Annotated in this window: 14 protein-coding genes; 4 read left to right on the top strand and 10 right to left on the bottom strand. The window is 71.8% G+C overall.

Annotated features, from left to right (window positions below; all coding sequences use genetic code 11):
- Positions 1–45 precede the first annotated feature (45 nt).
- Genes ligA through HDA41_RS27975 form a run of 5 tightly spaced genes read right to left on the bottom strand, consistent with a single transcriptional unit; the run spans position 46 to position 5,350 of the window.
- Positions 46–2,241, bottom strand: a complete 2,196-nt coding sequence (gene ligA / locus HDA41_RS27995) for an NAD-dependent DNA ligase LigA (protein WP_184988465.1) — start codon at positions 2,239–2,241, stop codon at positions 46–48.
- 15 nt (positions 2,242–2,256) lie between these two features.
- Positions 2,257–3,264 carry a methionine synthase gene (locus HDA41_RS27990; RefSeq protein WP_184988462.1) on the bottom strand — a complete coding sequence of 336 codons (1,008 nt, stop codon included), beginning with the start codon at positions 3,262–3,264 and terminating at the stop codon, positions 2,257–2,259.
- Between the two features lie 29 nt (positions 3,265–3,293).
- Complete coding sequence (locus HDA41_RS27985; RefSeq protein WP_184988459.1) at positions 3,294–3,992, bottom strand: SDR family oxidoreductase; 699 nt, start codon at positions 3,990–3,992, stop codon at positions 3,294–3,296.
- Between the two features lie 18 nt (positions 3,993–4,010).
- Positions 4,011–4,550, bottom strand: a complete 540-nt coding sequence (locus HDA41_RS27980; protein ID WP_184988456.1) for an LOG family protein — start codon at positions 4,548–4,550, stop codon at positions 4,011–4,013.
- Positions 4,547–5,350 (bottom strand): class I SAM-dependent methyltransferase, encoded by an 804-nt coding sequence (locus HDA41_RS27975; protein ID WP_184988453.1) that lies wholly within the window; start codon positions 5,348–5,350, stop codon positions 4,547–4,549. Before HDA41_RS27975 ends, HDA41_RS27980 begins: the two co-directional genes overlap by 4 nt.
- Before the next feature lie 82 nt (positions 5,351–5,432).
- Here HDA41_RS27975 and HDA41_RS27970 point away from each other — a divergent pair, with 82 nt between their 5' ends.
- Positions 5,433–5,756 (top strand): DUF427 domain-containing protein, encoded by a 324-nt coding sequence (locus tag HDA41_RS27970; RefSeq protein WP_184988450.1) that lies wholly within the window; start codon positions 5,433–5,435, stop codon positions 5,754–5,756.
- Positions 5,757–5,817: 61 nt separating this feature from the next.
- The gene (locus tag HDA41_RS27965; protein ID WP_184988447.1) at positions 5,818–6,600 is read left to right on the top strand and encodes an alpha/beta fold hydrolase; all 783 of its coding nucleotides are present in this window, start codon (positions 5,818–5,820) and stop codon (positions 6,598–6,600) included.
- A gap of 106 nt (positions 6,601–6,706) precedes the next feature.
- Here the strand turns inward: HDA41_RS27965 and mnmA are convergent, their stop codons facing one another.
- Positions 6,707–7,837, bottom strand: a complete 1,131-nt coding sequence (gene mnmA / locus HDA41_RS27960; protein ID WP_184988444.1) for a tRNA 2-thiouridine(34) synthase MnmA — start codon at positions 7,835–7,837, stop codon at positions 6,707–6,709.
- A gap of 60 nt (positions 7,838–7,897) precedes the next feature.
- Between mnmA and HDA41_RS27955 the strand changes: the two genes are divergently transcribed.
- The gene (locus HDA41_RS27955; RefSeq protein ID WP_184988441.1) at positions 7,898–8,563 is read left to right on the top strand and encodes an N-acetylmuramoyl-L-alanine amidase; all 666 of its coding nucleotides are present in this window, start codon (positions 7,898–7,900) and stop codon (positions 8,561–8,563) included.
- Between the two features lie 353 nt (positions 8,564–8,916).
- Here HDA41_RS27955 and HDA41_RS27950 read toward each other — a convergent pair whose 3' ends face one another.
- The 3 genes from HDA41_RS27950 to HDA41_RS27940 form a co-directional block, all read right to left on the bottom strand.
- Entirely contained in the window at positions 8,917–10,086 is a 1,170-nt protein-coding gene (locus tag HDA41_RS27950; protein ID WP_184988438.1) for a cysteine desulfurase family protein, read from the bottom strand.
- A 148-nt stretch (positions 10,087–10,234) separates the two neighbouring features.
- Positions 10,235–10,501 carry a DUF4190 domain-containing protein gene (locus HDA41_RS27945; RefSeq protein WP_184988435.1) on the bottom strand — a complete coding sequence of 89 codons (267 nt, stop codon included), beginning with the start codon at positions 10,499–10,501 and terminating at the stop codon, positions 10,235–10,237.
- A 57-nt stretch (positions 10,502–10,558) separates the two neighbouring features.
- Positions 10,559–10,726 carry a hypothetical protein gene (locus HDA41_RS27940; protein WP_039933717.1) on the bottom strand — a complete coding sequence of 56 codons (168 nt, stop codon included), beginning with the start codon at positions 10,724–10,726 and terminating at the stop codon, positions 10,559–10,561.
- A gap of 116 nt (positions 10,727–10,842) precedes the next feature.
- Here HDA41_RS27940 and HDA41_RS27935 point away from each other — a divergent pair, with 116 nt between their 5' ends.
- Positions 10,843–11,481, top strand: a complete 639-nt coding sequence (locus HDA41_RS27935) for a TetR family transcriptional regulator (RefSeq protein ID WP_184988431.1) — start codon at positions 10,843–10,845, stop codon at positions 11,479–11,481.
- 96 nt (positions 11,482–11,577) lie between these two features.
- On the opposite strand, the gene HDA41_RS27930 is transcribed toward HDA41_RS27935, so the two are convergent.
- Positions 11,578–11,943, bottom strand: a complete 366-nt coding sequence (locus tag HDA41_RS27930; RefSeq protein ID WP_184988428.1) for a hypothetical protein — start codon at positions 11,941–11,943, stop codon at positions 11,578–11,580.
- Positions 11,944–11,972 lie beyond the last annotated feature (29 nt).

Genomic DNA, 11,972 nt, shown 5'->3' with positions numbered 1-11,972 from the left:
CACCCGTATGCATCTGGTATGCGCCGAACGGGTGGCCTTCAACCGCTACTCCTCGGCCGAAAGAGCGACTTCGGCCGCCGCGTCCGGTCCTTGTTCCAGCAGGACCCCGAAACCCTCCTCGTTCAGGACCGGGACCTTCAGCTGCATCGCCTTGTCGTATTTCGAACCAGGACTGTCACCCACGACGACGAATGACGTCTTCTTCGAAACCGAACCGGTCACTTTCGCTCCGCGGCTCTGCAACGCCTCCTTGGCGCCGTCCCGCGTGAAGTGTTCGAGGGTGCCCGTGACGACGACGGTGAGCCCTTCGAGCGGGCGCGGCCCCTCGTCCTCGCCGGTGCTCTCCTCCTCCATGCGGACGCCGGCGGCCTTCCACTTTCGGATGATCTCGCGGTGCCAGTCCTCGGCGAACCACTGCTTGAGGGAGGCGGCGATGGTCGGGCCGACGCCCTCGGTGACCGCCAGCTCCTCCTCCGTGGCCTGGTCGATGCGCTCGATCGAGCGGAACTCGCGGGCCAGTGCCTCGGCGGCGACCGGTCCGACGTGACGGATCGACAGGCTGGTGATGATCCGGGCGAGGGGGCGCTGCTTGGCCGCCGCGATGTTCTCCAGCATGGCAAGCGCGTTCTTCTTGGGCTTGCCCTCCTGGTTCGCGAAGACGGTGACGACCTTCTCCTCGCCGGTCTTCGGGTCGCGCTTGGGCAGGCCGCTGTCCTGGTCGAGGACGTACGCCTTGATGGGCAGCAGCTGTTCGACGGTGAGGTCGAACAGGTCGCCCTCGTCCGCCAGGGGCGGCTCCTCGGGCTCCAGCGGCTTGGTGAGGGCGGCGGCGGCGACGTAGCCGAAGTTCTCGATGTCCAGCGCCTTGCGGCCCGCGAGGTAGAACAGGCGCTCGCGCAACTGGGCGGGGCAGGTGCGGGCGTTGGGGCAGCGCAGGTCGACGTCGCCCTCCTTCATGGGCCGGAGCGGCGTGCCGCACTCGGGGCACTCGCTCGGCATGACGAACTCCTCCTCGCTGCCGTCCCGCAGGTCGGCGACGGGCCCGAGGATCTCCGGGATGACGTCACCGGCCTTGCGCAGCACCACCGTGTCACCGATGAGGACGCCCTTGGCCTTGACCACGTCCTGGTTGTGCAGCGTGGCGAACTCGACCTCGGAGCCCGCGACCGTGACCGGCTCGACCTGGGCGTACGGCGTGACCCGGCCCGTACGGCCCACGCCCACGCGGATGTTGACGAGCTTGGTGTTGACCTCCTCCGGCGCGTACTTGTACGCGATCGCCCAGCGCGGGGCGCGCGAGGTGGAGCCGAGGCGGCCCTGGAGCGGGATCTCGTCGAGCTTGACGACCACGCCGTCGATCTCGTGCTCCACGGAGTGGCGGTTCTCGCCGAAGTACGCGATGAACTCCCGTACGCCGTCGAGGCCGTCGACCACCTTGTTGTGCCGGGAGGTGGGCAGGCCCCAGGTCTTGAGCAGGTCGTAGGCCTGGGAGAGGCGGGTCAGGCCGGTGAAGCCCTCCAGGGCGCCGATGCCGTGGACCACCATGTGCAGCGGGCGGGTGGCCGTGACGCGCGGGTCCTTCTGGCGCAGTGAACCGGCCGCCGCGTTGCGCGGGTTGGCGAAGGGCTTGTCACCGGCCTCGACCAGACGGGCGTTGAGCTCCTGGAACTTCTCCATCGGGAAGTAGACCTCGCCGCGGATCTCCACGAGGTCGGGGACGGAGTCGCCCTTGAGGCGCTCCGGGATCTCCGCGATCGTCCGGACGTTCGGAGTGATGTCCTCGCCGGTGCGGCCGTCGCCGCGGGTCGCCGCGCGGGTCAGACGGCCGTGCTCGTAGGTGAGGTTCACGGCGAGGCCGTCGACCTTCAGCTCGCACAGGAAGTGGTAGTCCTGCTCGCCCAGTTCCCTCGCGATGCGCTCCGACCAGGCGGCGAGCTCCTCGTCGTTGAAGGTGTTGTCGAGGGAGAGCATGCGCTGGCGGTGTTCGACCGCCGTGAACTCCGTCTCGTACGAACCGGCGACCTTCTGGGTCGGCGAGTCCGGGGTGCGCAGCTCCGGGAACTCCTCCTCCAGTGCCTCCAGGGAACGCAGCAGCTGGTCGAACTCCGCGTCGCTGACGACGGGAGCGTCCTTCACGTAGTAGCGGAAGCGGTGCTCCTCGATCTGCTCCGCGAGGCGCGCGTGCTTCTCCCGTGCCTCGGCGGGCACCGTCGTCGTCTCCGCTTGCTTGTCGCCGGCCACCGTGTCGTCCTCCCGTTACTCTGGGTTGTCCGCGAGGGATCTCGCCGCCTGGACGCAGTGGGCGAGAGCCGCGCGCGCGTACCCCGGGGAGGCCCCCGCGAGTCCGCACGCCGGGGTGACCGTGACCGCCTCCGCGAGAAGCCCCGGTGACAGCCCCAGCCTGCGCCACAGCGTCCTGACACCCATGACGCTACCGGCAGGGTCTGACAATGGGCCCTCCGCGGACGGGACGACACCGGCGAAGAGCCGGGTCCCGCCCTCCACCGCCTCGCCGATCACCTCGTCGTCACGCTCGGTGAGCAGGGAGAAGTCGAAGGAGACGGCCGCCGCGCCCGCCCGGCGCAGCAGGGCGAACGGGACGTCCGGTGCGCAGGAGTGGACGACGACCGGGCCGCCGCCGTGCACTCCGGCGACGTCGCGGAGTGCGCCCTCGACGATCTGCCGGTCGACGGCCCGGTGGGTGCGGTAGCCGCTGGCGCTCTTCACCTGGCCGCGCAGGACGGCGGTGAGGGACGGCTCGTCGAGCTGGAGGACGATCTGCGCGCCGGGGACCCGCCGCTGGACCTCGGCGAGGTGCAGACGCAGCCCCTCGGCGAGGGAGGCGGCGAGGTCGCGGCAGGCTCCGGGGTCGGAGAGGGCGGCCTCGCCGCCTCGCAGCTCCAGGTTGGCGGCGAGGGTCCAGGGCCCGACGGCCTGGACCTTCAGCGGCCCCTGGTACTCCTGCGTGAATTCCTCCAGCGCGTCGAGGTCCTGGCCGAGCCAGGAGCGGGCCCGTTTGGTGTCCCGTCCCGGGCGGTCGCCGAGCCGCCAGCCGCTGGGCTCCACGCGCGCGTACAGCTCGACGAGCATGCCGGCGGTCCGCCCGATCATGTCCGCGCCGGGCCCGCGGGCGGGCAGTTCGGGCAGGAAGGGGAAGTCCTCGAAGGTTCCGGTGACGGTTCTGGCGGCTTCCCGGGCGTCGCCTCCGGGCATGGAGCCGACACCCGTGGCGGCACCGAACCTGAACTGGCTGTTTTCGCTCACCGGAGCAGCCTACGCAGCGTCCCGGCCGGTCAGTTCCCCGGTCGTACCGTCAGGTCGTTGACCTCGGCGTCCCTCGGCAGGTCCAGGGCCATCAGGATCGTCGTCGCGACCGACTCGGGGGCGATCCACTTCGACGCGTCGTACTCCTTGCCCTCCTGCTGGTGGACCTTGGCCTGCATGGGGCTTGCCGTGCGGCCGGGGTAGACCGAGGTGACGCGGACGCCGCCCGCGTGCTCCTCGTGGCGCAGGGAGTCGGCGAGGGCCTTCAGACCGTGCTTGGAGGCGGCGTACGCGGACCAGTCGGCGTGGGCGTTGAGACCGGCGCCGGAGTTGACGAAGACCACGTGGCCCCGGGCGGCACGCAGCTGGGGCAGGAAGTGGCGGGTCAGTTCGGCCGGAGCGACGAGGTTGACGTTGAGCTGGTGACGCCAGGTCTTCGGGGTGAGCTCGCCGACCGGGCCGAGGTCGACGACCCCGGCGATGTGCAGCAGCGAGTCCACGCGGTCGGGCAGCGACTGGTGGGAGAAGGCCCAGGAGAGCTTGTCGGGGTCGGCCAGGTCGCCGACCAGGGTCTTCGCCCCGGGGAACGCGGCCGCCAGCTCCTTCGCGCGGCCCGCGTCGCGCGCGTGCAGCACGAGGTCGTCCCCGCGCGCGTGCAGACGGCGGGCCACGGCGGCGCCGATGCCGGAGCCGGCTCCGGTGATCACATGAGTAGCCATGCCGGCCATGCTCGCATCAGGGCGCGGTCACTCGACGCCCCGGCTCTCCTCCAGGTACGCCAGCGCCCCCACCGGCTCCTCCGCGAAGAACACCAGGTCGGTGAGCGGGCGAGGCAGGAAGCCCTCGTCCTCCATACGGCGGAACTGTTCCTTCAGGCCGTCGTAGAAGCCCGCGGTGTTGAGCAGGACCACGGGCTTGTCCGTGTGGCCGTGCTTCTTCAGTTCCAGGATCTCGGTCGCCTCGTCGAGCGTGCCGGTGCCGCCGACCATGATCACCACGGCGTCGGCCTTCTCCAGGAGCAGCTTCTTGCGCTCGGCGAGGTCACGGGCGACGACCATCTCGTCGACGCCGGGGCGGGTTTTGGCCGCGAGGAACCGCACGGAGACGCCGACGAGCCGGCCGCCCGCCTCCTGCACCCCGTCGGCGACCACCTTCATGAGGCCGACGTCGGAGCCGCCCCACACCAGGGTGTGGCCGCCCTTGCCCAGCAGCGTGGCGAACTCCCGCGCGGGACGGGTGTAGCGCTCGTCGAGGTCGGCGGCGGACAGGAAGACACAGATGTTCATGAGCCCACCGTACGGGCCCGGTCCGCCGTCGCGGTGACCCGCATTTTGGACTGCCGGTGCGGGAGTTGTTCCCAGTCGTCCATGAACCGGGCCTCCAGGTCGTACTTGGCGGCGAGTTCGGTCAGCGTCGCCGTCCGGTAGTAGAAGTCCTCGTGCAGCACCTGGTGCTCCTCGCCCTCGGTGCGGTCGAACGTGAAGTCGAAGAACCCACCGGGCGCGAGGATCCGGCCGACGTGGGCGAAGCACTCCTCGATGACGTGCAGCGGCGAGTGCGAGAAGACACTGTGGGCGTGTACGACGTCGAAGTGCGCGTCGGGCAGGAAGGCGAAGGTGAGGTCGTCGGCGAGCGCCAGGTAGGGCAGATTGGGCTGGAGCTTCTCGGCCACGAGGGTGTCCTGGGCGGCGAGCAGGATGTGCGGCGAGATGTCGATGCCGTAGTAGTGCCCGGCGTCGAGGTAGTCGATGAACAGGCGCCCGGCGCGCAGGTTGCCGCAGCCGATCTCCAGCATGCGGTGGTGCGGCCGGAGACCGTGCTTCACGAGGTAGTCGAACTGCATGCGCCCGATCCGCAGCCACGCCTCGCGCGAGGGGTTGTGTCCCACCGCCGCCTCCGCGCTGCGCGCCGCGTCGGAGGCCATCACGGCGCGGTAGTACGCGATGTGGTCGCGGTATCGCAGCCGCAGCCAGGCGTCTCGCACCGCGCGCCGGGCGTGCGCGGGCACGCGCTCCGGGTGGCGCAGGGCGTACCGGACCTGGTGGGCCAGGGCACTGCGGTTTCTGGCCGGTTCCGTGGCTCGCATGGGTGGCCTCCTGCGGCGAGGGAAGAACTCCGCTTCGACGTGCGCTGTATCCGAGGAGTCCGCTACCCCGAGGAGGGCGTTCGTGACCACCGGGCACCGCATCACCATCAAGAAGAGTGACCGGCCCGTGCGCGTGGTGTACGCCGGGCAGGTCCTGGCGGAGAGCGACCGGCCGCTCGTCCTGCGCGAGACGGGCTGTCCCGATCGCTACTACATCCCGGCCGAGGACGTACGCCTCGACCTGCTGACGCCGTCCGGCACGCGCACGTACTGCCCGTTCAAGGGCACCGCGTCCTACTGGTCGCTGCCGGACGCCGCGGATCTCGTCTGGGCGTATCCGGAGCCGAAGCCGGACGTGGCGGAGATCAAGGACCACCTGTGCTTCTACGAGGTGGAAGTGATGTGATCGGCTGACGCGCGGCCCGCCTCATCGATGAACACCGTGCCGTGCGGCAGTCTGCATGGGCATGGACAAGAAGATCCTTTCGCGTGACGGCACCCGCATCGCCTACGAGAGCACCGGCCGGGGCCCCGCGGTCGTCCTGGTGAGCGGCGCGATGTCGACCGGCGGCACCCTGGCGCCGCTGGCCGTGTCGCTCGCGGAGCGTTTCCAGGCCGTGGTGTACGACCGCCGGGGTCGCGGTGCCAGCGGGGACACGGCGCCGTACGCCGTGGAGCGTGAGGTCGAGGACCTCGCGGCGGTGATCGAGGCGGTGGGCGGCGAGGCGTTCCTGTACGGCATCTCGTCGGGCGGGGCACTGGCACTTGAGGCGGCGGCGAGCGGCCTGCCGGTGCGGCGCGTCGCGGTCTACGAGACGCCGTTCACGATGTCCGAGGAGGGCGCCAGGGAGCGCGCGGAGTACACCGCGCGTCTGACGGAGGCACTCGGCGAGGGGCGGCGCGGGGACGCGGTCGAGCTGTTCCTGCGGCTGACCGGCCTGGCCGAGGGGGTGATCCAGGGCGCCCGCCAGTCCCCCATGTGGGCCGGCATGGAGGCGCTCGCCCCGAGCCTCGCCTACGACGACGCCGTCATGCGCGACGGCCGGGTCCCGCGCGCCCGGCTGGCCTCGATCGGCGTCCCCGTGCTGGCGGTCGCGGGCGACGCGAGCCCCGGCTGGCTGCGCGAGGCGGCCCGGGCGATCGCGGACTCCGTCCCCGACGGGTCGTACCGCACGCTCCAGGGCCAGACGCACATGGTGGAGCCGAACGTGCTGGCGCCGGCGCTGGCGGAGTTCTTCACGCGGGGGTGAGCACGCGGCGGCTGAGAGGGACGGAGGCACGCGCGCGTGGCGGCTGAGCCGGACGGGGCACGCGCGCGTGAGGCATGCCTGCCCCGGATGTCCGCACCCCGCGGGGTCAGGCCACGCCCGCCGTCGCCCGCCTGGTCGACGCGATCGTCGCCGAGCCCACCACGCGTGTGCCGTCGTACAGGACGATCGCCTGGCCGGGGGCGACGCCGCGGACCGGCTCCGCGAACGACACCTCCAGCCGGCCGTCGACCAGCTCGGCGGTGACCTCGGTCTCGCCGCCGTGGGCGCGGAGCTGGGCCGTGTAGGTGCCCGGGCCGCTGGGGGCGACGCCGCACCAGCGCGGCTTGATCGCGGTCAGGGCGTTGACGTCCAGTGCGTCGGCCGGGCCGACCGTGACCGTGTTGGTGACCGGGGAGATGTCGAGGACGTAGCGCGGCTTGCCGTCGGGCGCCGGGGTGCCGATGCGCAGGCCCTTGCGCTGGCCGATGGTGAAGCCGTACGCGCCCTCGTGCGTGCCGAGCCGGTTGCCGGACTCGTCGACGATGTCGCCCTCGGACCTGCCGAGCCGGTCGGCCAGGAAGCCCTGGGTGTCGCCGTCGGCGATGAAGCAGATGTCGTGCGAGTCGGGCTTCTTGGCCACCGCCAGGCCCCTGCGCTCGGCCTCCGCGCGGATCTCGTCCTTGGTGGTGACCGTGTCACCGAGGGGGAACATCGCGTGGGCGAGCTGCCTGTCGTCCAGGACACCGAGGACGTACGACTGGTCCTTGGCCATGTCGGAGGCGCGGTGCAGCTCGCGCGTGCCGTCCTCGTGGACGATCACCTTGGCGTAGTGGCCCGTGCAGACGGCGTCGAAGCCCAGCGCCAGCGCCTTGTCCAGCAGCGCCGCGAACTTGATCTTCTCGTTGCAGCGCAGGCAGGGGTTGGGGGTGCGCCCGGCCTCGTACTCGGCGACGAAGTCCTCGACGACGTCCTCACGGAAGCGGTCGGCGAGGTCCCACACGTAGAAGGGGATGCCGATGACGTCCGCGGCGCGGCGGGCGTCGCGCGAGTCCTCGATGGTGCAGCAGCCCCGCGCGCCCGTGCGGAAGGATTGGGGGTTGGCGGAGAGCGCGAGGTGGACGCCGGTCACGTCGTGGCCCGCCTCGGCCGCGCGGGCGGCGGCGACGGCGGAGTCGACTCCGCCGGACATGGCGGCCAGGACGCGGAGGGGACGGGTGCGCTGCGGGGTGTCAGTCATAACCCTTCCAGGGTACGGGGGCGCGGGAACCAAGGCCGCCGGGTATCCGTTGGCGATCACATGGGACAGCGGAAGGCTTCGAAGGACGGCGACCGGAAGGTCGGCCGTCGCGCGCTGCTGATCGGTGGCACGGTGGCCGCGGCGGGCTCTGCCCTGCTGGCCCGGGACGAGCTGGCGCGTCTGTGGTGGCGCGTGCCGGGTGTCGAGAAGCCCCGCAAGGTCGGCGAGGTCGACTACGCGGGCGCGCGCTGGGTGGCCGCGTCGGACGCCAACTGGCGCCGCGCGGACCGTCCCGACGACTACGGCATAGACATGGTGGTCATCCACGTCACCCAGGGCAGCTTCGACAGCGCCGTGCGGGTCTTCCAGGACCCGTCGCACGGAGCGGCGTCGCACTACATCGTCCGCAAGGACGGGCACATCGCGCAGATGATCCGCGAGCTGGACGTGGCGTACCACGCGGGCAACCGCGACTACAACGAGCGCAGTGTCGGCATCGAGCACGCGGGCTTCGTGGACCGCCCGCAGGACTTCACTGACGAGATGTACGAGGCCTCGGCCCGCCTCACGGCCCGGATCTGCGCGCGCTACGACATCCCCGTCGACCGCGAGCACATCATCGGTCACGTGGAGGTCCCGGGCACGGACCACACGGACCCGGGGCCGCACTGGGACTGGGACACGTACATGCGGCTGGTCCGCGAGGCGCGTACGGCGTCGGCCTGACCGGTCGGAACGGGGCGGCCACGAGCGCGACGGCGGATGCCAGCCCCTGGCCGAGCGCCCCGCGCCACAGCCGGGGCAAACGACAGCGCGATGAGGACCGCGGACGCGATCAGGAACCCGCACAGGTAGCCGATCAGGGCGCGCGGCCGTGATGCCCCCGGTGTGCGGGGCCACGGCGCCGGCGACGAGTCCGAGTCCGAGTGGATCAGGCGGCGAGCGGGACGAAGACCTGCGTGACGACGTTCACGTCCGGAACGTCCGCCCGGGCCCGGCCCCGGGCAAGGGCCGGCGCCGAGCGCCGCACGTCCCCGGTCCGCGCCGAGCGCCGCACGCCCCCGGGATCGCGCCGGTCCCTACGTCAGCCCCGCCGCCCGCGCCCGCTCAACGGCCGGGCCGATGGCCTTCGCCAGGGCCTCGACATCGGCCTCCGTCGAGGTGTGGCCGAGGGAGAAACGGAGGGTGCCGCGGGCCAGGTCCGGGGCGGTGCCGGTGGCGAGGAGGACGTGGCTGGGCTGTGCGACGCCGGCGGTGCAGGCGGAGCCGGTGGAGCACTCGATGCCCTGGGCGTCGAGGAGGAGCAGCAGGGAGTCGCCCTCGCAGCCGGGGAAGGTGAAGTGCGCGTTGGCCGGGAGGCGTCCCTCCGGGTCCGGGTCGCCGCCGAGGATCGCGTCCGGCACCGCCGTACGGACGGCGGTGACGAGGGCGTCGCGCAGGGCTCCGATCTCGCGGGCGAACCACTCGCGCTGCTCGGCGGCCAGCCGGCCGGCGACCGCGAAGGAGGCGATGGCGGGCACGTCGAGTGTGCCGGAGCGGACGTGGCGTTCCTGGCCGCCGCCGTGCAGGACGGGCACGGGGGCGTGCTCGCGGCCGAGGATGAGCGCGCCGATGCCGTACGGGCCGCCGATCTTGTGGCCCGACACCGTCATCGCGGCGAGGCCGGAGGCGGCGAAGTCCACGGGGATCTGGCCGAAGGCCTGGACGGCGTCCGAGTGCAGCGGGACACCGAACTCGGCGGCCACGTCGGCGAGTTCGCGGATCGGCAGAATCGTGCCGATCTCGTTGTTCGCCCACATGACGGTGGCGAGGGCCACGTCGTCGGGGTCGCGGGCGATCGCCTCGCGCAGGGCGTCCGGGTGGACGCGTCCGTGGGCGTCGACGGGCAGGTACTCGATGGTGGCGCCCTCGTGTTCGCCGAGCCAGTGCACGGCGTCGAGGACCGCGTGGTGCTCGACGGGGCTGGCGAGGACGCGCGTGCGGGCCGGGTCGGCGTCACGGCGTGACCAGTAAAGGCCCTTGACGGCGAGGTTGTCGGCCTCCGTACCGCCCGAGGTGAAGACGACCTCGCTGGGACGGGCGCCGAGGGCTTCGGCGAGGGTCTCGCGGGCCTCCTCGACGGTGCGGCGGGCCTGCCGGCCGGATGCGTGGAGGGAGGAGGCGTTGCCGGTGGCACCCAGGTGGGCGGTGAGCGCCTCTGCCGCCTCCGGGAGCATCGGGGTGGTCGCGGCGTGGTCGAGGTAAGCCATGGTGAGCCCGATTCTACGGCTCCCCTCCGGCCGCCCTCAGATCAAGGCTGGCCGAACTGAGGAGAAGCGAACCGCTTTACCGCGCGGCTGCGGCCCGTCGCCCCCGGGCCGGCTGCGCCGTGTCGGCGAAAGGCTGTCCGGCGACGGCTCAGAAGCTCCAGGAGATCGTGCTGTCGGCCTGCATGAACGCCGCCAGGACCACCAGGTCGGCGATGCCGAGGCCCAGACCCAGGAACGCGCGGCCACGGCGCTGGGTGCCGCGCCACAGGGCGATGCTCGCCAGCACGATGGCGATCGGGCCGAGGAAGACGTTCAGGACCAGCAGGCCCAGCAGGCCCAGGACGAAGGACGCGACGGCCATGCCGTCGGTGTCGCGGATACCGGTGCGGCGGCTGGCCGGTGCGGTGAGCTGCATGGTGATCGACTCCCGGTGTCGGATCGGTGGTGTGGTGCTCGGTGAGCGTGCTCGGGGTCAGTGGGCCTGCGTGTGGCGCCGGCGGCCGTGACGCTCGCGGAGCGCGAAGATGCCGAGCCAGACGGCGATGACCACGCCCGCGGCGACGGAGAAGGTGAGCGGCGCGTGGGCCACGGTGCCCAGGACGACACCCAGCAGCAGGAGCGCGGCGACGATGAACAGCACGGGAAACAACCCCCAGAGTTTCGGTGAACGGTTGTAGTTACACTTGTTCACTGACTTCTCAGTCTAGCGCGTCCCACGACTTTTCAATTCCAGAGAACAGTTGTTAACTGCATGGTATGAGTCACACGCTCGGCATCCGGCAGGCCCAGAAGCAGAAGACCCGGCAGGCACTCCTGGACGCGGCCCTCGGGCTGCTGGAGGAGCAGAGTCTGAGCAGCCTGGGACTGCGCGCGGTCACCCGCGCCGTCGGTGTCGCCCCGACGGCCTTCTACCGCCACTTCCGCTCCACGGCGGATCTGGGCGTGGCCCTGGTCGAGGAGGCGCTGGGCAGCCTGCACCCGATGATCCGGACGACGGTGTCCGGAACGGGTGACCAGGAGGAACGCATCGCGCGCGCCATCGAGTTGATCGCCCGTCATGTCGACGGGTACCCCGCACATGTCCGATTCATCGCCCGTGAACGACATGGCGGAGTCCAGCCGGTACGGGAGGCCATACGGGAACAACTGGCCCGGTTCACCCAGGAGGTCAGGGACGAACTGGCCAAGGACCCGGTGTCCGCGGGCTGGACCGAGGACGACCTGCTGATGCTCGCGCACCTCTACGTCGACCAGATGCTGATCACCGCGTCGCTCTTCCTGGAGGCGCTGGAGGGGCCGGAGCAGGAGCGCGAGGAGCGGACCCGGCACGCCACGCGGGTGGCGACCCGCCAGATGCGGCTGATCGGCCTGGGCCGCCATCACTGGCTGGACTGACCGCACGCCGGGAGCGACAGCAGGGGCGGCCGCGCCCGTTCGTCGAGCGCGCCGCCCCTGCCGTGTCCCGGACGGGCCGGGCCCGTCCGCGTACGCCTACTTGGCCTGCTGCCCCTGCCCGCCGGCGGCCTGGCCCCCGCCGCCCGGTCCCCCGCAGCCGCCGCCCTGGCCGCCCCCAGGACCGCCCTGCCCGCCGCCCGGCGACCCGCTGGGCATTCCCGAAGGCACCCCGGACGGCGTCCCGGTCGGCTTGGCACCGCGGGACGTGCTATCCGACGGCGCCTCGGACGGAGCCCCCGAGGGCGCACCGCTCGGCGCCCCCGACGGCGCCCGGCAGGCCTGGCTCTGCCCGGAACCCCCGTTGCCCGAAGACGTCGAGGAGTCGCTGGAGCCGCAGCCCACCAGGGCCAGGGGTGCGAGCGCCAGCAGGGCCACGGCAGGAACGAGACGCACACGCTTCATGAGAGCCAACTCCAGGGAAGATGGGAAAG

The sequence above is a fragment of the Streptomyces caelestis genome, assembly GCF_014205255.1.
Lineage (GTDB): Bacteria > Actinomycetota > Actinomycetes > Streptomycetales > Streptomycetaceae > Streptomyces > Streptomyces caelestis.
Note: the sequence above shows the minus strand (reverse complement) of the source record. Positions and strands in the feature narration are given on the sequence as shown.